16 protein-coding genes and 1 pseudogene are annotated in these 19,852 nt (G+C 72.3%); 14 read left to right on the top strand and 3 right to left on the bottom strand.

Annotated elements, in window-relative coordinates; genetic code table 11:
- Positions 1-119 precede the first annotated feature (119 nt).
- Positions 120-1,115, bottom strand: a complete 996-nt coding sequence (locus AC5WRT_RS01800; RefSeq protein WP_496091854.1) for an aldo/keto reductase — start codon at positions 1,113-1,115, stop codon at positions 120-122.
- A gap of 279 nt (positions 1,116-1,394) precedes the next feature.
- On the bottom strand, positions 1,395-2,069 hold the full coding sequence (locus tag AC5WRT_RS01795) for a GDSL-type esterase/lipase family protein (RefSeq protein WP_496091853.1): 675 nt from the start codon (positions 2,067-2,069) through the stop codon (positions 1,395-1,397).
- 113 nt (positions 2,070-2,182) lie between these two features.
- Between AC5WRT_RS01795 and AC5WRT_RS01790 the strand changes: the two genes are divergently transcribed.
- From AC5WRT_RS01790 to AC5WRT_RS01780, 3 genes are all read left to right on the top strand, one after another.
- On the top strand, positions 2,183-3,154 hold the full coding sequence (locus AC5WRT_RS01790) for a WD40 repeat domain-containing protein (protein WP_496091852.1): 972 nt from the start codon (positions 2,183-2,185) through the stop codon (positions 3,152-3,154).
- A gap of 201 nt (positions 3,155-3,355) precedes the next feature.
- The gene (locus AC5WRT_RS01785) at positions 3,356-3,514 is read left to right on the top strand and encodes a hypothetical protein (RefSeq protein ID WP_496091851.1); all 159 of its coding nucleotides are present in this window, start codon (positions 3,356-3,358) and stop codon (positions 3,512-3,514) included.
- The gene (locus AC5WRT_RS01780) at positions 3,511-3,654 is read left to right on the top strand and encodes a hypothetical protein (protein WP_496091850.1); all 144 of its coding nucleotides are present in this window, start codon (positions 3,511-3,513) and stop codon (positions 3,652-3,654) included. Before AC5WRT_RS01785 ends, AC5WRT_RS01780 begins: the two co-directional genes overlap by 4 nt.
- A gap of 113 nt (positions 3,655-3,767) precedes the next feature.
- Here AC5WRT_RS01780 and serC read toward each other — a convergent pair whose 3' ends face one another.
- Positions 3,768-4,886 carry a phosphoserine transaminase gene (gene serC, locus AC5WRT_RS01775; RefSeq protein ID WP_496091849.1) on the bottom strand — a complete coding sequence of 373 codons (1,119 nt, stop codon included), beginning with the start codon at positions 4,884-4,886 and terminating at the stop codon, positions 3,768-3,770.
- A gap of 156 nt (positions 4,887-5,042) precedes the next feature.
- On the opposite strand from serC, the gene AC5WRT_RS01770 reads away from it, so the two are divergent.
- From AC5WRT_RS01770 to AC5WRT_RS01720, 11 genes and pseudogenes are all read left to right on the top strand, one after another.
- The gene (locus tag AC5WRT_RS01770; protein ID WP_496099857.1) at positions 5,043-7,937 is read left to right on the top strand and encodes an FAD-binding and (Fe-S)-binding domain-containing protein; all 2,895 of its coding nucleotides are present in this window, start codon (positions 5,043-5,045) and stop codon (positions 7,935-7,937) included.
- 98 nt (positions 7,938-8,035) lie between these two features.
- Positions 8,036-8,131 (top strand): annotated as a pseudogene (locus AC5WRT_RS01765) (metallophosphoesterase family protein); the annotation flags it as partial.
- 361 nt (positions 8,132-8,492) lie between these two features.
- Positions 8,493-9,425 carry an EamA family transporter gene (locus AC5WRT_RS01760; RefSeq protein WP_496091847.1) on the top strand — a complete coding sequence of 311 codons (933 nt, stop codon included), beginning with the start codon at positions 8,493-8,495 and terminating at the stop codon, positions 9,423-9,425.
- A gap of 369 nt (positions 9,426-9,794) precedes the next feature.
- Positions 9,795-10,589, top strand: a complete 795-nt coding sequence (locus tag AC5WRT_RS01755; RefSeq protein WP_496091846.1) for a TIGR03084 family metal-binding protein — start codon at positions 9,795-9,797, stop codon at positions 10,587-10,589.
- On the top strand, positions 10,586-12,262 hold the full coding sequence (locus AC5WRT_RS01750) for an acyclic terpene utilization AtuA family protein (protein ID WP_496091845.1): 1,677 nt from the start codon (positions 10,586-10,588) through the stop codon (positions 12,260-12,262). Before AC5WRT_RS01755 ends, AC5WRT_RS01750 begins: the two co-directional genes overlap by 4 nt.
- Positions 12,259-13,857, top strand: a complete 1,599-nt coding sequence (locus tag AC5WRT_RS01745; RefSeq protein WP_496091844.1) for an acyl-CoA carboxylase subunit beta — start codon at positions 12,259-12,261, stop codon at positions 13,855-13,857. The genes AC5WRT_RS01750 and AC5WRT_RS01745 overlap by 4 nt, the downstream gene beginning before the upstream one ends.
- 5 nt (positions 13,858-13,862) lie before the next feature.
- On the top strand, positions 13,863-15,710 hold the full coding sequence (locus AC5WRT_RS01740; protein ID WP_496091843.1) for an acetyl/propionyl/methylcrotonyl-CoA carboxylase subunit alpha: 1,848 nt from the start codon (positions 13,863-13,865) through the stop codon (positions 15,708-15,710).
- A gap of 7 nt (positions 15,711-15,717) precedes the next feature.
- Positions 15,718-16,881, top strand: coding sequence for an acyl-CoA dehydrogenase family protein (locus AC5WRT_RS01735; protein ID WP_496091842.1), 1,164 nt, complete (start codon positions 15,718-15,720; stop codon positions 16,879-16,881).
- Between the two features lie 21 nt (positions 16,882-16,902).
- On the top strand, positions 16,903-18,510 hold the full coding sequence (locus AC5WRT_RS01730) for an AMP-binding protein (RefSeq protein ID WP_496091841.1): 1,608 nt from the start codon (positions 16,903-16,905) through the stop codon (positions 18,508-18,510).
- Positions 18,507-19,241, top strand: coding sequence for an enoyl-CoA hydratase family protein (locus AC5WRT_RS01725; protein WP_496091840.1), 735 nt, complete (start codon positions 18,507-18,509; stop codon positions 19,239-19,241). The genes AC5WRT_RS01730 and AC5WRT_RS01725 overlap by 4 nt, the downstream gene beginning before the upstream one ends.
- The gene (locus AC5WRT_RS01720) at positions 19,229-19,834 is read left to right on the top strand and encodes a TetR/AcrR family transcriptional regulator (RefSeq protein ID WP_496091839.1); all 606 of its coding nucleotides are present in this window, start codon (positions 19,229-19,231) and stop codon (positions 19,832-19,834) included. The genes AC5WRT_RS01725 and AC5WRT_RS01720 overlap by 13 nt, the downstream gene beginning before the upstream one ends.
- Positions 19,835-19,852: the final 18 nt, after the last annotated feature.

The raw sequence follows: 19,852 nt of genomic DNA, 5'->3' as shown, positions 1-19,852 counted from the left end.
GTGCTGATGTTCGTGGTGGTGGCCTTGGCGGCGGCCGTGAAGTAGTCGCTCTCGACAGCGGCGGAGCCGCACATCGCATGCAGCCCGCCGCCCCTCACGTCGCCGACGAGTGATCCGCCCTACCAGGCGAAGGCCTCCGGGGACGGGCCCGGGCCCGGGAAGACCTCGTCCAGGCCCGCCAGGAGTTCCTCGCCCAGCTCCAGCTCGGCCGCCCTGACCGCCGACTCGAGCTGCCCGGCCGTACGCGGGCCGACGATGGGACCGGTCACACCCGGCCGCGTCAGCAACCAGGCCAGGGCCACCTCGCCGGGCTCCAGGCCGTGCTTGTCGACGAGGTCCTCGTACGCCTGGACCTGGGCGCGGACGGCCGGGTCCTTGAGAGTGTCCGCGGCCCGGCCGGAGGCGCGGCGCCCGCCCCGGACCTCCTTCTTGATCACGCCGCCGAGCAGACCGCCGTGCAGCGGCGACCACGGGATGACCCCGAGGCCGTAGTCCTGCGCGGCGGGAACGACCTCCATCTCGGCGCGCCGCTCGGCGAGGTTGTACAGGCACTGCTCGCTGACCAGGCCGATGGTGCCGCCACGACGGGCGGCGACCTCGTTGGCCTGGGCGATCTTGTAGCCGGGGAAGTTGGAGGAGCCGACGTAGAGGATCTTGCCCTGCTGGATCAGGGTGTCGATGGCCTGCCAGATCTCCTCGAACGGGGTGTTCCGGTCGATGTGGTGGAACTGGTAGAGGTCGATGTAGTCGGTCTGCAGCCGCTTCAGACTGGCGTCCACGGCGCGCCGGATGTTCAGCGCGGAGAGCTTGTCGTGGTTGGGCCAGGCCGGCTGCCCGTCGGCGCCCATGTTCCCGTAGACCTTGGTGGCGAGGACGACCTTGTCGCGGCGCTCGCCGCCCTTGGCGAACCAGTTGCCGATGATCGTCTCGGTCCGCCCCTTGTTCTCGCCCCAGCCGTACACGTTGGCGGTATCGAAGAAGTTGATGTCCGCGTCGAGGGCGGCGTCCATGATCGCGTGGCTGTCGGCCTCGTCCGTCTGCGGCCCGAAGTTCATCGTCCCGAGGACGAGCCGACTGACCTTGAGTCCCGTGCGTCCAAGCTGCGTGTACTTCATGGTCCTCTAGCCAACGGCTTGAAGTGCGCTCTAAGCAAGGGCTTTCGGCCGGAGACGTTCCGGCTCGGAGACCGAGCCCGCCCGCGATCGCCGGCCGGGAAGGCCGTGCCGCTGCTCATGGGCGGGTTCACCGAGCGGGAGGCTCGTCACGACCGCGTCGCGGGAGCCGGGGATGGTCCTCACGGAGGCGAGGCAGCCGTAGGTCATGGACCGCAGCCCGGCGTCCGGCGTGTCAGCCGCGGGGGAACCAATTCCGGCGTCTCCCGGTGACGGTGCCATTCAGGCCGCGTACGTCCGTCCGATCCCCCATGCCTCCCACATCGCTCCCGCGAACGCCCCCGCGATCCGGTGCTCCCCGGCCGCGTTGGGATGCGTGCCGTCGTAGGTGTCGACGTGGATGTCGTACTCCTCCGGCGGTGAGGCCAGCAGCAGCGGGGACCTGGGTTCGTCCAGGTCGGCCGCGCACTTGGCCAGAAGGACGTTGAAGAGGTCCACCTGTGTGGCGAAGGGGGCGTCCATCTCGGCCCGGATGTTGGGGATCACCGGGAGGAGGACGATGCGGATCCGCGGGTTCGCCTCGCGGGCGCCGGTGACGAAGGCGCGCACGTTCTCGGCCGTCTGCTCGGCGTCGGTGTAGAAGCCCAGATCGATGAGCCCGAGGGAGACCAGCAGCACGTCCGCCCGGTGCCGCCGTACCGCCTCGCCGATCAGCGGGGCCATGTGCAGCCAGCCCTCGCCCCAGCCGGCCAGGTGACGGCGGGGGAAGTCCGGGTCGGCGTAGTCGTACGACGTCGGTGCCTCGGCGGACTTGTCGTAGAGCTCCTCACGGGGGCCGACGAACGTGAACGGGCCGCCGTGCGTCTCGCACAGATGCCGCCACAGCCGGTAACGCCACGTGTGTTCGCCCGCGCTCCCGATCGTCATGGAGTCACCTACGGGCATGAACCTGAGCATCCGCTCATGATGGACGATCCCGCGCGCCGGTGGGGTGTGAGGCCCACCACGTCCGGCGGACAGCGACGGCAGCCCGCCGGGTGAACCGCCGCACGGGGTGGCAGGCTTGGGACATGCGTCGATCGTCCGCCGTCCTCGCCGGGTTGCTGCTCGCCGGCGCCTGCGCGCTGCCCGCCTCCGCCGCCGGCGCGGACGGCGACCAGGGGTTCACCTTCAAGGACCCGCGCATCGACGAGTCCAGCGGACTCGCCGCCTCCCGCCTCCACCCCGGCGTCTACTGGACGCACAACGACAGCGGTGACGGGCCGTACATCTACGCCGTGGACAGCCGCACCGGCAGGACGGTCGCCCGGGTCACCCTGCGCGGCATCGGCGCCCCGCGTGACGTCGAGGCCATCTCGATCGGGCCGCACGACGAGATCTACCTGGGCGACATCGGCGACAACCTCGGCGGCAAGTGGCCCTACGTGTGGATCTACCGGCTGCCCGAGCCGAAGGAGCTGCGGGACCAGACGGTCACCGCCACGCAGTACGTCGTGAAGTATGCGAACGGGCCGCGCGACGCCGAGTCGCTGATGGTTCATCCGAAGACCGGACGGGTCTACATCATCGACAAGAAGGAGAACGGCGGACACCTCTACGAGGGCCCGGCCGCCCTCTCCACGTCCGGCACGAACGTCTTCCGGCCGATCGCCCCCGTCGACCTGTGGGCCACGGACGCGGCGTTCTCCCCGGACGGACGGCAGCTCGTCGTGCGCGGCTACTTCGGCGGCATCACCTACGACTGGAACGGCGGCCGTATCAGACGCGAGGGCCGGCTCGACGTGCCGTTGCAGCGACAGGGCGAGGGCGTCACCTACTCCGCCGACGGGACCAAGCTGCTCTACAGCAGCGAGGGCGCGGGCAGCGAGGTCGTGGCGCAGGACGCGCCCGGCCGCGCCGCGGCCGAGGCGCCTTCCGAGGGCGGTGGTTCATCGGCCGCGTCCTCGAAGGGGAGCGGTGACGGCCTGAAGGTCGGCGCCGTCGTCGTCGCCGTCGGGCTGGCCGCCCTGTTCGGGTTGCGGCGGCTGCGGCGCGGGAGTTGAGGCGTCCGGCGGCCCGGTCCCGGCAGGCGTCGGCCACCCGGTGCCGTCGCCTCCCGCGATGACGGGGGTCAGGGCGACCGGGTGAGGGGAGCCGGGGCGGAGGGAGCCGGGCATCGGGACCGGGGGAGATACGGCGTCCGGCGCCGGACTCGAGGCGTCCTCGCGGCGCCGGCTCGCGGCGGGCCCGAGTCGCCGGGCGCCATGTCCGGACCCGGCACCATGGGCGGCGGGGACCTGGACTTCGCCAACGTCGTGGTGACCGACGCGACCGCCCTCGGTTGCCTGCTCGTCGCCCTGACCGGCCGGCGCTCCGCGCGCCCCGGTCACCGCGGCTCACCCTGGAGCACAGCGGTGTCGTGACCACCGTGCACGACGCCTCACCGGAGACGGTCGAGCGGGTCCTCGCCCTGTTCACCGAGACGCCCGAGTCCGCCGGGACCGCTTCCTCCACCGGGACCTCGGAACTCGCCCGGGCTTCCGCGCCCGCCGGAACCCCCTGACCGAACGACGCGCTCCGCGGCCTGCAGCTGGACACCGGCGGCATCGAGATCGGCACATGAGCGGCGCCCGGTGCCTGTCGCACCGGGCGCCGCTCATGGTCCCACGCGTGAGGTCAGAGCTTCTCGATCACGTAGTCGACGCAGTGCGTCAGCGCCTCGACGTCCGCCGGGTCGATCGCCGGGAACATCGCGATGCGCAGCTGGTTGCGGCCGAGCTTGCGGTACGGCTCGGTGTCCACGATGCCGTTGGCGCGCAGCACCTTCGCGACGGCGGCCGCGTCGATCTCGTCGGAGAAGTCGATCGTGCCGATGACCTGCGAGCGCTTGGCCGGGTCGGCGACGAACGGGGTGGCGTACTTGGACTCCTCCGCCCAGGAGTACAGGCGGGTCGAGGAGTCCTTGGTGCGGGCCGTGGACCAGGCGAGACCGCCCTGTGCGTTGAGCCACTCCAGCTGCTGGTTCAGCAGGAAGAGAGTGGCGAGGGCCGGGGTGTTGTACGTCTGGTTCTTGCGGGAGTTGTCGATCGCCGTGGGCAGGCTGAAGAACTCCGGGACGTGCCGGCCGGAGGCGTGGATCCGCTCGGCGCGTTCGATCGCGGCAGGGGAGAAGATGCCGATCCACAGGCCGCCGTCGGAGGCGAACGACTTCTGCGGGGCGAAGTAGTAGACGTCGGTCTCGGCGACGTCGACCGGGAGGCCGCCCGCGCCGGAGGTGGCGTCCACGAGGACGAGCGCGCCCTCGTCGGCGCCGGCCACACGCTTGATCGGCATGGCGACACCGGTGGAGGTCTCGTTGTGGGTGAAGGCGTAGACGTCGACGCCGGCCTCGGCCCGCGCCTCGGGGTGGGTGCCGGGGTCGGTGGAGACGACGGTGGGCTCGGCCAGCCACGGGGCGAGCTTGGCGGCCTTGGCGAACTTGGAGGAGAACTCGCCGAAGCTCAGGTGCTGGGACTTGTTCTCGATCAGACCGTGGGTGGCGATGTCCCAGAAGGCGGTCGAGCCGCCGTTGCCGAGGATCACCTCGTAGCCCTCGGGCAGGGAGAACAGTTCGGAGATCCCCTCGCGGACCTTGCCGACCAGGTTCTTGACGGGCGCCTGGCGGTGGGAGGTGCCGAGCAGGGAGCTTCCGGTCGCGGCGAGGGCGTCGAGCGCCTCGGTGCGCACCTTGGAGGGGCCCGCGCCGAAACGTCCGTCGGCGGGCTTGATGTCAGCGGGAATCTGGATGTCGGCCACGACTCGGAGGGTATCCGGTGGGCGAAACCGGGCGGAACCGTGTCCGTCCGATGAGACGAGATCGCCGTGCAGCGGACTCGTGAATTCATACGACGATATGCAGGGGGCTGTGGAAAACGCTCGGTGACTGTGCGTGAGCGGATGCATCCTGGACGCATGACGGATCACTCGGGTCTCGAAGCGGAGCTGCGCGCTGCCGTCCGGGGCGAGGTCGGTTTCGACACCACCTCCCGGGCGCTGGTCACCATGGACGCGTCCAACTACCGGCGCGTCCCGCTGGGCGTGGTCGCCCCGAGAGATACCGAGGACGTGGCCGCCGTGCTCGAGGTCTGCCGGGCACGCCGGGTGCCGGTGGTGGCGCGCGGCGGAGGCACGTCGATCGCCGGGCAGGCGACCGGCACGGGCGTGGTGCTGGACTTCACCCGGCACATGAACGGCCTGCTGGAGCTGGATCCCACCACCCGTACGGCCGTCGTCCAGCCGGGGCTGGTCCTCGACCGGCTCCAGGAGGCCGCCGCCCCGCACGGCCTGCGCTTCGGCCCCGACCCGTCCACGCACAGCCGGTGCACGCTCGGCGGGATGATCGGCAACAACTCCTGCGGCTCGCACTCGGTGGCCTGGGGGACCACGGCCGACAGCGTGCGCGAACTGTCGGTGGTGACCGCCCGGGGCGCCCGACTGCGGCTCGGGCGGGACTGGGCCGGGGCACCGGAAGGCCTGCGCGCGCTGGTCGAGGGGGACCTGGCCCGGCTGCGCACCGGCTTCCCGGACCTGCCCCGCCGCATCTCCGGGTACGCGCTGGACGCGCTGCTGCCCGAGAAGGGCGCCGACGTGGCCCGCTCCTTCTGCGGCTCCGAGGGCACTCTCGGCATCCTCACCGAGGCGGTCGTCCGGCTGGTTCCGGCCCCCCGCGCGCGTGCCCTGGCCGTGTTGGGATACGGCGACGAGAGCACGGCCGCCGAGGCCGCGTCGGGCCTGCTCGCCCACGGGCCGCTCACCGTCGAGGGGATGGCGGCCGACCTGGTGCGCTCCCCGGCCGGACTGCCCCAGGGGGGCGCCTGGCTGTTCGTGGAGACCGGCGGGGAGTCGACGGCCGAGGCACGCGCGCGTGCCGAGGCGATCGTCCACGCGGCCGACGTGGCCGACTCCCTGGTGGTGACGGAGCCGGCCGCCCAGCGCACCCTGTGGCGCATCCGCGAGGACGCGAGCGGCACGGCCACCCGGATGCCCGACGGCAGCGAGGCCTGGCCCGGTTGGGAGGACTGCGCGGTGCCACCCGTCCGGCTCGGCGCCTATCTGCGGGACTTCCGCGCCCTGTTGTCGGCGCACGGGCTGCGCGGCACGCCCTACGGCCACTTCGGCGACGGCTGCATCCACGTCCGGATCGACTTCGACCTGCTCACCGGGGCCGGCATCGGCCGCTTCCGCCGCTTCTCCGAGGAACTGGCCGACCTGGTGGTGCAGCACGGCGGCTCACTGTCCGGGGAACACGGCGACGGACAGGCCCGCGCGGAACTGCTGCCGCGCATGTACGGTGCCGAGTTGGTGTCCCTCTTCGAGCGGGCCAAGGCGCTCTGGGACCCGGACGACCTCCTGAACCCCGGGATGCTGGTCCGCCCGGCCCGGCTGGACGACAACCTCCGCTTCTCGGTGCTGCCCCGCGAACCGGTGGACGTGACCTTCGGCTATCCGGCCGACGGCGGCGACTTCCGCGCCGCCGTCCGCCGCTGCGTCGGCGTCGCCAAGTGCCGGACGGCGACGGTGTCCGGATCGGCCGTGATGTGCCCCTCCTTCCGGGCGACCGGCGAGGAGGAGCACTCCACGCGCGGCCGGGCCCGGCTGCTGCACGAGATGCTGGCCGGCGAGCCCGTCACCGACGGCTGGCGTTCGATCGAGGTGCGCGACGCCCTCGACCTGTGCCTGTCCTGCAAGGGATGCCGCTCCGACTGCCCGGTCGGCGTCGACATGGCCACGTACAAGGCGGAGTTCCTCCACCACCACTACGCCGGCCGTCGCCGCCCCGCAGCCCATCTCAGCATGGGCCGCCTGCCGCGGTGGCTCCGCTGGGTGGCCGCCACCCGCACGGCCCCACTGTTCAACACCCTCGCCTCGCTCGCCCCGCTGGCCGCCGTCGGCAGACGCCTGGGTGGAATCGCGTCCGAGCGGGAGATTCCCCGGCTGGCGACACGGACGTTCACCGGGTGGTGGCGCAGCCGGAAGCCTGCGAAGCACGGCAGCGGCAGGCTGGTGGTCCTGTGGCCGGACACCTTCACCGAGCATCTGTCGCCGTCCGTCGGCCGGGCCGCCGTGCGGGTGCTGGAGGATGCCGGGCTGCGCGTGGCCCTGCCGCCGACGCTGCTGGTGCGCGGGGACGGGATCGGCGCCGGCCGGCGAAGGTCGGCCGCCGCGCTGCTCACCGCTCGCCGGGCCCGGGTCTGCTGCGGCCTCACCTATGTCTCCACCGGCCAGCTCGACCAGGCCCGTGCGGTCCTGCGACGCACCCTGGACCTGATGGAACCGGTGCTGCGGGCCGGAGCGCCGGTCGTCGCCCTGGAGCCGAGCTGCGCGGCGGCCCTCCGCACCGACCTGCCGGAACTCCTCCACGACGATCCTCGTGCCGCCCGCCTCTCGTCGGCAATCGTCACCTTCGCCGAGGCCCTCCAGAGGTACGCCCCGCACTGGAGTCCCCCCGCCGTGGACCGCCCGGTCGCCGGCCAGACCCACTGCCACCAGCACGCGGTGCTCGGCGACGCCCCCGACCGCCGGCTGCGCGAGGCGGCGGGCCTCACCGGCGAGCTGAGCGGGGGCTGCTGCGGCCTGGCGGGCAACTTCGGTTTCGAGAAGGGCCACTTCGAGGTGTCGAAGGCCTGCGCGGAGGAACAGCTCCTGCCGTCGGTCCGGGGGGCGTCCGCGCAGACGGTGATCCTGGCCGACGGCTTCTCCTGCCGCACCCAGCTGGAACAGCTGGCCGGGGTGCGGGGCCGGCATCTGGCGGAGGTCCTGGCGCAGGCGCTGGACGATTTTGGCGATTCGGCGGGAGACGCGGCGTGACCGGGGGAGTGAAGTGACGGGGGCACGCGGGGTGACGCAGGACGGCGAGGGCGGCGGGCGTGAAATGACCGAGGAATACGGCACGTTAGCGTTCCCACGTCCGCCTGGCGCACGGCCGTCCGGTGGTCGACCCGGGCAGCGTCGGCATGCCCTACGGCCGCACCGGCGCCCACTGGTGCCTCCTCGGCCCGGGGTGGTGCCCACGAACGGCTGCACCGCTCGCAGAACGACGCGGTGACGGACACCGGCGAACTGCGCATGCCGCTGTGGGAGGGGCAGTCCCCGGCGCCGGTCACCGAGCAGGTGCCGGTGTACCACCAGCAGTACGGCTGCCCCGCCCCCTGCATCACCGCCCCGGCGCCCGCCATGCTCCCGGGCGGTCGTCCCCTCTTCCGTGACGAGGAGGTGTGGCCTGCCGTCCGACCGGGATCCGCCGCGCCGGTGTCCCATCATCCGGGACAGCTCCTTAAAGGGTTCACGCACCTGTCGAGGTCCATTACCCTGGACCCGGTAGTACATCGAGATGAACGAACCCGATCAAGCACAGGACCGCCCGTGACCGCCACCTCCAGCACCACCACGCCGACTACGGTCACCCCCGTCCAAGGACCGCGCCGCTTCGGCTCGTTCGGCCCCGTCGGCCTCGTCCTGGCCGGCGGCATCTCGGTCCAGTTCGGCGGCGCCCTCGCGGTGACCCTGATGCCGAGGGCCGGCGCCCTGGGCGTCGTCACCCTCCGCCTGCTCGCGGCGGCTGCGGTCCTCCTCGTGGTGTGCCGCCCCCGGCTGCGCGGCCACTCGCGCACCGACTGGGGCACGGTGATCGCGTTCGGTGTCGCCATGGGTGGCATGAACGGCCTCTTCTACGAGGCGGTCGCCCGCATCCCGCTGGGTCCGGCGGTCACCCTGGAGGTCCTCGGCCCTCTGACCCTCTCGGCCCTCGCCTCCCGCCGTGCGATCAACGCCCTGTGGGCGGCCCTGGCCCTGCTCGGCGTCTTCCTGCTGAGCGGCGGAGGCTTCGGCAGCCTCGACCCCATAGGTGTCGGATTCGCCCTGGGCGCCGGCGCCATGTGGGCGCTCTACATCCTCTTCAGTGCCCGTACGGGCCGCCGCTTCCCCCAGGCGGACGGCCTGGCCTTGGCGATGGCGGTGGCCGCGCTCCTCTTCCTCCCTCTCGGCATCACCTCGGCGGGCACCCGCCTGCTGAACCCCGCCACCCTCGCCCTCGGCGCGGCGGTGGCCCTGCTCTCCTCGGTCCTCCCCTACACCCTCGAGCTGCTCGCCCTGCGCCGCCTGCCCGCCTCCACGTTCGCGATCCTGATGAGCCTCGAGCCGGCGATAGCGGCCACCGCCGGCTTTCTGATCCTCGGCCAGTCCCTCTCCCTGCCGGAGGCCGCCGCCATCACCCTGGTCATCGCGGCAAGCATCGGCGCGGTCCGCACCCAGGTGGGCCGGGGCGGAGCCCGCCGGGAGCCGGCGCCTGAGGCGTGACGTCGCAGCCTTGGCGCAGGCAGCGGCGCGCACTGATGCTGCACCAGGCAACCGGGCCCCGTGCCGACCGCTGCCACGTCGAGGCCGTGGTGCGCGTCGGGAATCGCCTCGGGCAGGTTCGTGCCGTCGGTCCCCCCTTCTTGTCGCCCCGCAGGACCGTCACGTGCCGACTTCCTGGCCCGCCGCGTTGTCCTCGAACCGGGTGGGACCGGCAGATCGGCACGGCCGTCCCGGTGCAGTCCGGTGGTCGCCGTGGAGGTGCCGAAGCCGTCGTACGACTCGCCGGTGCCCGGCACCCCCCCGTCACCGTGGAAACAAATTCATGCAAGCATGCTTGATTGTTTCTCTGCCCGCTGCCATGCTCCCCCCATGGCCGACCCGACGCCCGTCATCGACGACCTGCGTGCCGAGAGCGACGAACTGGAAAAGCTGGTAGGCGAGCTGAGGCCGGAACAGTGGGCGCAGTCCACCCCCGCCCCCGGCTGGACCGTTGCTCACCAGATCGCCCACCTGCACTGGACCGACCACTCGGCCCTGCTTGCCGTCACCGACCCGGACGCCTTCCGCTCGCTGGTCGAGAAGGCCGTCGCCGCCCCCGACTCGTTCGTGGACGAGGGCGCGGAGGAGGTCGCCCGGCTCGCGCGCGCCGAACTGCTGCGCGTCTGGCGTGAGGGGCGCGCCGCAATCGACCGGGCTCTGCGGGCCGCCCCGCCCGGTGCCCGCTTCCCCTGGTACGGCCCACCCATGTCGGCCGCCTCCATGGCCACCGCCCGTCTGATGGAGACCTGGGCCCACGGTCTGGACGTCGCCGAGGCCCTGGGTGTGGTCCGCCCACCCACCGACCGGCTGCAGCATGTGGCCCGGCTCGGGGTCCGGACTCGCGACTTCGCCTACACCGTCCACGGCCTCACCCCGCCCGCCGACGAGTTCCGGGTGGAACTGACCTCCCCGACCGGCGAGTTGTGGGTCCATGGTCCCGAGGGCGCCGAACAGCGCGTCACCGGTTCCGCCCTCGACTTCTGCCTGCTCGTCACCCAGCGCGCCCACCGCGCCGACCTCGCCCTGACCGCCGTCGGTCCGGACGCCGACCGCTGGCTGGGCATCGCGCAGGCCTTCGCGGGGCCGCCCGGCGGCGGTCGCCCGCCGAAGGGGGCCGAGCGGTGAACGCCCTGCGCATCGGCAACTTCTCCGGCTTCTACGGCGACCGCGCGGACGCCCTGCGCGAGATGCTCGCCGGCGGCGAGGTCGACGTCCTCACCGGCGACTACCTCGCCGAACTCACCATGCTGATCCTCGCCCGCGACCGGCTGAAGGACCCTGGCGCCGGTTACGCCCGCACCTTCCCGCGCCAGCTGGAGGGCTGCCTCGGCCTGGCCCACGAGCGCGGGGTGCGGATCGTCACCAACGCGGGCGGGCTCAATCCGGCCGGTCTCGCCGCTGCGGTGAGGGATTCGGCGGACCGGCTGGGCATCCCGGTCAAGGTCGCACACGTCGAGGGCGACGACCTCACCGCCTCCCACCCCGGTGCCCTCGCCGCCCACGCCTACCTCGGCGGCTTCGGTGTCGCCGCGTGCCTGCGGGCCGGCGCGGACATCGTCGTCACCGGGCGCGTGGCCGACGCGGCCCTGGTCACCGGGCCCGCCGCCGCCCATTTCGGCTGGGGGCCAAGGGAGTACGACCGGCTCGCGGGCGCCGTCGTCGCCGGGCATGTGCTGGAGTGCGGCACCCAGGCCACCGGCGGCAACTACGCGTTCTTCCACGAGGGGGACGTACGCCGGCCCGGGTTCCCCCTCGCCGAGATCCACGCCGACGGCAGCAGCGTCATCACCAAGCACCCCGGAACCGGCGGGTTCGTCGACACCGGCACGGTCACCGCGCAACTGCTGTACGAGACCGGGGGCGGCCGGTACGCCGGACCCGACGTCACCGCCCGGCTGGACACCGTACGGCTGAGCCAGGACGGCCCGGACCGGGTGCGGATCGCGGGCGTGCGGGGGGAGGCTCCCCCACCGACGCTGAAGGTCGGGCTCAACCGGCTCGGCGGGTTCCGCAACGAGGTCGGCTTCGTCCTCACCGGGCTCGACATCGAGGCCAAGGCGGACCTGGTGCGCGAGCAGCTCTCCGACGCGCTCGCCAAGTCGCCGCCCGCCGAGGTCGGGTGGGAACTGGTCCGCACCGACCGGGTCGACGCCGGCACCGAGGAGATGGCCAGCGCCCTGCTGCGGCTCGTCGTGCGGGACGCCGACGAACGGGTCGTCGGGCGGGCGCTGAGCGGGGCCGCCGTGGAACTGGCGCTGGCCAGCTATCCCGGCTTCCATGTGCTGGCGCCACCCGGAAAGGGCTCTCCTTATGGGGTCTTCGAGGATGTGTACGTTCCACATGGTGCCGTGGACCACGTGGCGGTCCTCCACGACGGACGCCGTGTCCCGGTGGCGCCGCCCCAGGTGACCCGCCCCCTGGACGCCGTACCGGAGCCGCCCCTTCCGCAGCCGCTGCCGCCGGGACCGACCCGCCGGGCCCCCCTCGGCCTGGTCGTCGGGGCCCGCAGCGGGGACAAGGGCGGCAACGCGAACGTCGGCGTGTGGGCCCGCACCGACGACGCGTGGCGATGGCTCGCGCACGAGCTGTCCACCGAAAGGTTCCGGCAGCTGATCCCCGAGAGCCGGGACCTGCCCGTCACCCGGCACGTGTTCCCGGACCTGCGCGCGGTCAACTTCGTCGTCGAGGGGATCCTCGGCGCGGGCGTCGCCGCGCAGGCCCGCTTCGACCCGCAGGCCAAGGCCCTCGGCGAATGGCTGCGCTCCCGCCACCTGGACATCCCGGAGGTTCTGCTGTGACGGTTCTGCACACCTCCCTGGACCCCACGGGCCCCGACTACCGGGCGAACCGCGAGGCCATGCTCGGCAAGCTCGCCGAACTCGACGCCGAGCACGCCAAGGCGCTCGCGGGCGGCGGGGAGAAGTACGTCCAGCGGCACCGGAAACGGGGCAAGCTGCTCGCACGGGAGCGGATCGAGGCGCTGCTCGACCCGGACACGCCCTTCCTGGAGCTGTCCCCGCTCGCCGCCTGGGGCAGCGACTACGCGGTGGGGGCCTCACTCGTCACCGGCATCGGTGTGGTGGAGGGCGTGGAGTGCCTGGTCACCGCCAACGACCCGACCGTGCGCGGCGGCGCGAGCAATCCGTGGAGCCTGAAGAAGGCCCTGCGCGCCAACGACATCGCGCTCGCCAACCGGCTGCCCTGTATCAGCCTGGTGGAGTCGGGCGGTGCCGATCTGCCGTCGCAGAAGGAGATCTTCATCCCCGGCGGCGCCATCTTCCGCGACCTGACCCGGCTCTCCGCCGCCGGTATCCCGACCGTCGCGGTCGTCTTCGGCAACTCCACCGCCGGCGGCGCCTACATCCCCGGCATGTCCGACCACGTGATCATGGTCAAGGAGCGGGCGAAGGTCTTCCTCGGCGGACCGCCGCTGGTGAAGATGGCCACCGGTGAGGAGAGCGACGACGAGTCCCTGGGCGGCGCCGAGATGCACGCGCGCGTGTCGGGTCTCGCCGACTACTTCGCCGTCGACGAGCCGGACGCGCTGCGCCAGGCACGGCGGGTGGTCGCCCGGCTGGGCCACCGCAAGGCGTACCCGGAGCCCGGCCCCGCCGGGCCGCCCAAGTACGACCCGGAGGAACTGCTGGGCATCGTCCCCGGCGATCTGAAGACCCCCTTCGACCCGCGCGAGGTCATCGCCCGGATCGTGGACGCCTCCGACTTCGACGAGTTCAAGCCGCTGTACGGGACCAGCCTGGTCACCGGGTGGGCGGCCCTGCACGGCTACCCGGTCGGCATCCTCGCCAACGCCCGGGGCGTGCTGTTCAGCGCGGAGTCGCAGAAGGCCGCCCAGTTCATCCAGCTCGCCAACCAGCGCGACATTCCGCTGCTCTTCCTGCACAACACCACCGGCTACATGGTCGGCAGGGAGTACGAGCAGGGCGGCATCATCAAGCACGGCTCGATGATGATCAACGCGGTCAGCAACAGCCGTGTCCCGCACCTGTCCGTGCTCATGGGCGCGTCGTACGGCGCCGGGCACTACGGGATGTGCGGGCGCGCCTACGACCCCCGCTTCCTGTTCGCCTGGCCCAGCGCCAAGTCCGCCGTCATGGGCCCGCAGCAGCTCGCCGGCGTGCTCTCCATCGTCGCCCGGCAGTCGGCGGCGGCCAAGGGACAGCCGTACGACGAGGACGCGGACGCCGCCCTGCGCGCCATGGTGGAACAGCAGATCGAGTCCGAGTCGCTGCCGATGTTCCTGTCCGGGCGGCTGTACGACGACGGCGTCATCGACCCGCGCGACACCCGCACCGTCCTCGGCCTGTGCCTGTCCGCCATCCACACCGCCCCCTACGAGGGCGCGCGCGGCGGCTTCGGCGTCTTCCGGATGTGAGGTCCATGATCCAGACACTGTTGGTCGCCAACCGGGGCGAGATCGCCTGCCGGATCGTCCGCACCTGCCGTGCGTCGGGGATCCGGACGGTCGCCGTGCACTCGGACGCCGACGAGAACGCGCTCCACACGCGTGTGGCCGACGCGGCGGTACGGTTGCCGGGCGCGGCCCCCGCGGAGACGTATCTGCGCGGCGATCTGATCGTGAAGGCCGCCCTCGCCGCCGGCGCGGACGCCGTCCACCCCGGGTACGGCTTTCTCTCGGAGAACCCCGGCTTCGCCCGGGCCGTCCTCGACGCCGGGCTGATCTGGATCGGCCCGTCCCCCGAGGCCATCGAGGCGATGGCGTCCAAGACCCGGGCCAGGCACCTGATGGGGCTGGCACCCCTGACCGACGTCACCGAGTCCGACCTGCCGGTACTGGTGAAGGCGGCCGCCGGCGGCGGAGGGCGCGGGATGCGGATCGTGCGCCGCCTGGAGGAGCTGGACGCCGCACTGGAGGGCGCGCGCGCAGAGGCCACGAGCGCCTTCGGTGACGGCGAGGTCTTCGTCGAGCCCTACCTGGAGCACGGCCGCCACGTCGAGGTGCAGATCCTCGCCGACACCCACGGCACCGTCCGGACCCTCGGCACCCGCGACTGCTCCCTCCAGCGGCGCCACCAGAAGGTCGTCGAGGAGGCCCCGGCGCCCGGGCTCTCCGTCGCGCTCACCGAGGAGCTGTACGCCCTCGCCGTACGGGCCGCGCGCGCCGTCGACTACGTCGGCGCCGGCACCGTCGAGTTCCTCGTCGCCGACGGCCGCGCCCACTTCCTGGAGATGAACACCCGCCTCCAGGTCGAACACCCCGTCACGGAGGAGGTGTTCGGCATCGACCTGGTCGCCGAGCAGATCCGCGTCGCGGAAGGCCACGCCCTCGAGGAAGACCCGCCACGCGCGCGTGGCCACGCGATCGAGGCCCGCCTGTACGCCGAGGACCCCGCCCACGACTGGGCCCCGCAGACCGGCACCCTGCACCACCTGTCCCTGCCGTCCGGCGTCCGCCTGGACACCGGCTACACCGACGGCGACACCATCGGCGTCCACTACGACCCCATGCTCGCCAAAATCGTCGCCCACGCGCCCACGCGTGCGGAGGCCGTCCGCAGGCTCGCCGGAGCACTGGAGCGCGCGGAGATCCACGGCCCGCCGACCAACCGGGACCTGCTGGTGCGCTCCCTGCGCCACCCGGAGTTCACCGCGGCCCGCATGGACACCGGCTTCTACGACCGCCACCTCACCGCGCTCACCGGATGCGACCCCGACCCGCACGCCCCGCTCGCCGCCGCTCTCGCCGACGCCCACGGCCGCTCCCGCTTCGGCGGCTGGCGCAACGTCCCCTCACAGCCACAGGTCAAGCGGTACGTGATGGCGGGCGAGGAGCACGAGGTCCGCTACCGGCACACCCGGGAGGGCCTCGCGGCCGACGGGGTGCGGGTCGTGCACGCCGACGCGTGCCTGGTCGTCCTCGAGGTGGACGGCGTGGAGCGCCGGTTCACCGTGACGGCGTACGGCGACGAGGTCCACGTCGGCACCACCCGTCTCACCGCCCTGCCCCGTTTCCCCGACCCGACCGCCCCGCTCGCACCGGGATCCTTGGTGGCTCCGATGCCGGGGACGGTCGTACGGGTCGCCGAAGGCCTTGCCGAAGGGGCGACCGTGGAAGCGGGCCGGCCCCTGATCTGGCTCGAGGCGATGAAGATGCAGCACCAGATCTCGGCGCCGGTCACCGGAACACTGACCGCGCTGCACGCCAGGACCGGCCAGCAGGTGGAACCAGGAATGTTGCTCGCCGTAGTGCAGGAAACCTCTTCTTAGGAGCTCCATGTCTCCCGTCATCGAAACCGAAGAGCACAAGGCCCTCCGCTCAGCGGTATCCGCCCTGGGCAAACGCTACGGCCGCGACTACCTGGCCCGGACCGTCGCCGAAGGACGGCCACCGGCCGAACTCTGGTCCGAGGCGGGCAAGCTCGGCTACCTCGGCGTCAACCTGCCCGAGGCGTACGGCGGCGGAGGCGGCGGCATCACCGAACTCTCCATCGTCCTCGAAGAACTCGGTGCCGCCGGCTCCCCCCTGCTCATGCTCATCGTCACCCCGGCCATCTGTGGAACCGTGATCGCCCGCTTCGGCACGGAGGCCCAGAAACAGCGGTGGCTGCCCGGCATGGCCGACGGCACCCGCCTCATGGCCTTCGGCATCACCGAACCCGACGCCGGCTCCAACAGCCACCGCATCACCACCACCGCCCGCCGCGACGGCGCCGACTGGCTCCTCACCGGCCGCAAGGTCTTCATCTCCGGCGTCGACATCGCCGACGCCGTCCTGATCGTCGGCCGTACCGAGGACGCCCGCACCGGACGCCTCAAGCCCTGCCTGTTCATCGTCCCGACGGACGCGCCCGGCTTCCAGAAGCGGCCGATCGACATGGAACTCAACGCCGCGGAGAAGCAGTTCGAGCTGGTCCTCGACGACGTACGGCTCCCCGCGGACGCGCTCGTCGGTGAGGCAGAAGACGCCGGCCTGCTGCACCTGTTCGCCGGACTCAACCCCGAGCGGATCATGACCGCCGCCTTCGCCATCGGCATGGGCCGGTACGCGCTGGCCAAGGCGATCGAGTACGCGCGCGACCGCACCGTCTGGAAGACCCCGATCGGCGCCCACCAGGCCATCGCCCACCCGCTGGCCCAGGCCCACATCGACCTCGAACTGGCCCGGCTGATGATGCAGAAGGCGGCCCACCTCTACGACATCGGCGACGACATCGGCGCGGGCGAGGCCGCCAACATGGCCAAGTACGCGGCCGGGGAAGCCTGTGTGAAGGCCGTGGACCAGGCCGTGCACACCCTCGGAGGCAACGGACTCACCCGCGAGTTCGGGCTCGCCTCGTTGATAACGGCCGCACGCGTGTCTCGTATTGCACCGGTGAGCCGGGAGATGATTCTCAACTACGTCTCCCACCAGACCCTCGGTCTGCCCAAGTCGTACTGAGCCCAGCCGCCTGGAGGAACCGTGTTCCGCAGCGAGTACGCAGACGTCCCGCCCGTAGAACTTCCCATCCACGAAGCCGTCCTGGGCAATGCCGCCGCATTCGGCGACCATCCCGCCCTGATCGACGGCACGGACGGCACCATGCTCACGTACGAGCAGATGGACCGGTTCCACCGGCGCATCGCCGCCGGACTCGCCGACGCGGGCGTGCGCAAGGGCGACGTCCTCGCCCTGCACAGCCCCAACACCATCGCCTTTCCGACCGCCTTCTACGCCGCCGCGCGCGCGGGTGCCTCCGTCACCACGGCGCACCCGCTCGCCACCCCGGAGGAGTTCGCCAAGCAGCTCCGCGACAGCGGCGCCCGCTGGATCGTCACCGTCTCCCCCCTGCTGGAGACGGCCCGCCGCGCCGCCGAACTCGCGGGCGGGATAAGGGAGCTGCTCGTGTGCGACAGCGCACCCGGGCACCGCTCCCTCATCGACATGCTCGCCACCACCGCCCCCGAACCGCAGGTGGACATCGACCCGGCCGAGGACATCGCCGCACTGCCGTACTCCTCCGGCACCACCGGCGTCCCCAAGGGCGTGATGCTCACCCACCGGCAGATCGCCACCAACCTGGCCCAGCTGGAGCCCGCCGTCCCCACCGGACCGGGCGACCGCATCCTCGCCGTACTGCCGTTCTTCCACATCTACGGCCTCACCGCCCTCATGAACGCCCCCTTGCGCAAGGGCGCCACGGTCGTCGTCCTGCCCCGATTCGACCTGGAGACCTTCCTCGCGGCCATCGAGAACCACCGCATCACCGGCCTGTACGTCGCCCCGCCGATCGTCCTCGCCCTCGCCAAGCACCCGGCGGTCGCCCGCTACGACCTCTCCTCCCTGAAGTACGTCATCAGCGCCGCCGCCCCCCTCGACGCCGCCCTCGCCCTCGCCTGCTCGCAGCGGCTCGGCCTGCCCCCGATCGGCCAGGCCTACGGCATGACGGAACTCTCCCCGGGCACCCACGTCGTCCCCCTCGACCGCCTCCACGACGCCCCCGCCGGCACCGTCGGCAGACTCATCGCCGGCACCGAGATGCGGATCGTGTCCCTCGACGACCCCGACAAGGACCTCGGCACCGGCGAGTCCGGCGAGATCCTCATCCGCGGCCCCCAGGTCATGAAGGGCTACCTCGGCCACCCCGACGCCACCGCCGCCATGATCGACGCCGACGGCTGGCTGCACACCGGCGACGTCGGGCACGTCGACGGTGGGGGCACCTCCCGCTCGAGCGGAGCCGAGAGTGGGGGAGGCTGGCTGTTCGTCGTGGACCGGGTCAAGGAACTCATCAAGTACAAGGGCTTCCAGGTGGCCCCCGCCGAACTGGAGGCGCTGCTGCTCACCCACCCCAAAATCGCCGACGCCGCGGTCATCGGCTCCTGCAACGACGACGGCAACGAGATCCCGCACGCCTTCGTCGTCCGCCACCCCGACGCCACCGAGACGCTGACGGAGAACGAGATCATGCTCCATGTCGCCGAACGCGTCGCACCCTATAAACGGATCCGCCAGGTCACCTTCATCGACACCGTCCCCCGCGCCGCCTCCGGCAAGATCCTGCGCCGGGAACTGAGGGAGCACCCGTGACCCCGATCAGCCGCACACGCGCGCGCGCCGTCGAGACCCTCAGCCTCGACTCCACCGAGACCCGCAACGCCCTGTCCGCGACCCTCGTCACCGACCTCGCCGCTGCCCTCACCGACTGCGGCAAGGACCCCGACGTACGCGCCGTCGTCCTCACCCACACCGGCACCACCTTCTGCGCCGGCGCCGACCTGCGCGACCCGCCCGACCCCGACACCCTGGTCGCCCTGCTCCGGCAGATCACCGAACTGCCCAAACCCGTCGTCGCCCGGATCACCGGGCACGTCCGCGCCGGTGGCCTCGGCCTCCTCGCCGCCTGCGACATCGCCGCCGCCTCCACCACCGCCACCTTCGCGTTCACCGAGGTCCGCATCGGTGTCGCACCCGCCGTGATCTCCCTGCCGGTCGTCCCGCGCGCCGACCCCCGCGCCCTGGCCCGCTACTACCTCACCGGCGAGCGCTTCGGCCCCGCGGAAGCCGTACGCCTCGGCCTGCTCACGACCACCGCCGACGACGTCGACGAGGCTCTCGCCCCCGTCCTCGACGGACTGCGCCGCTCCTCCCCCCAGGCCCTGGCCGAGACGAAACGGCTGCTCACGGCTAGGGTGCTGGAGACATTCGACCGGGACGCGGCGGACCTCACCGCCCTGACGGCCCGGTTGTTCTCCTCCGACCAGGCCAGGGAGGGGATGACGGCCTTCCTGGAAAGACGGGATGCGGCATGGGTGGTGTGAGTACGGCGGAACGCGATCGCGTACCCAAGCAGGACCGCAGCCGGGCCACCCGGCAGCGGCTTCTGGAGGCCGCCGTGGCCTGCCTGGCCGAACACGGCTGGGCGGGCTCCACCGTCGCCGTCGTCGCCGAACGCGCCGGCGTCTCCCGCGGCGCCGCCCAGCACCACTTCCCCACCCGCGAGGACCTGTTCACGGCCGCCGTCGAGTACGTCGCCGAAGAACGCTCCACCGCACTGCGCGCCCTCTTCCCCACCGGCCCCGCCGACCGCCACGCCGTCGTCAGCGCAGTCGTCGACCTCTACACCGGCCCCCTCTTCCGCGCCGCCCTGCACCTGTGGGTCGCCGCCTCCGACGAAGACCAGCTGCGCACCCGCGTCACCGAACTCGAGGCCCGCGTCGGCCGCGAGACCCACCGCATCGCCGTCGAACTCCTCGGCGCCGACGAGACCCGCCCCGGCGTCCGCGAAACCGTGCAGGGCTTCCTCGACATGGCCCGCGGCCTCGGCCTCGCCAACCTCCTCACCGACGACACCGCACGCCGACGACGCGTCGTCGCCCAGTGGGCCGACCTCCTCGAACAGGCCCTGCGCTGAGCCGTGCCCGGCCTGTGA

This window comes from Streptomyces sp. NTD91 (assembly GCF_059510455.1).
Note: the sequence above shows the minus strand (reverse complement) of the source record. Positions and strands in the feature narration are given on the sequence as shown.

What these genes read in the sequence shown, in the direction of transcription:
- AC5WRT_RS01800 (WP_496091854.1), bottom strand. Translation starts at nt 1,115, where the DNA reads ATGAAGTACACGCAGCTTGGACGCACGGGACTCAAGGTCAGTCGGCTC.
- AC5WRT_RS01720 (WP_496091839.1), top strand. Translation starts at nt 19,229, where the DNA reads ATGGGTGGTGTGAGTACGGCGGAACGCGATCGCGTACCCAAGCAGGAC.
- AC5WRT_RS01735 (WP_496091842.1), top strand. Translation starts at nt 15,718, where the DNA reads ATGTCTCCCGTCATCGAAACCGAAGAGCACAAGGCCCTCCGCTCAGCG.
- AC5WRT_RS01755 (WP_496091846.1), top strand. Translation starts at nt 9,795, where the DNA reads ATGGCCGACCCGACGCCCGTCATCGACGACCTGCGTGCCGAGAGCGAC.
- AC5WRT_RS01785 (WP_496091851.1), top strand. Translation starts at nt 3,356, where the DNA reads ATGTCCGGACCCGGCACCATGGGCGGCGGGGACCTGGACTTCGCCAAC.
- AC5WRT_RS01770 (WP_496099857.1), top strand. Translation starts at nt 5,043, where the DNA reads ATGACGGATCACTCGGGTCTCGAAGCGGAGCTGCGCGCTGCCGTCCGG.
- AC5WRT_RS01790 (WP_496091852.1), top strand. Translation starts at nt 2,183, where the DNA reads ATGCGTCGATCGTCCGCCGTCCTCGCCGGGTTGCTGCTCGCCGGCGCC.
- AC5WRT_RS01740 (WP_496091843.1), top strand. Translation starts at nt 13,863, where the DNA reads ATGATCCAGACACTGTTGGTCGCCAACCGGGGCGAGATCGCCTGCCGG.
- AC5WRT_RS01795 (WP_496091853.1), bottom strand. Translation starts at nt 2,069, where the DNA reads ATGCTCAGGTTCATGCCCGTAGGTGACTCCATGACGATCGGGAGCGCG.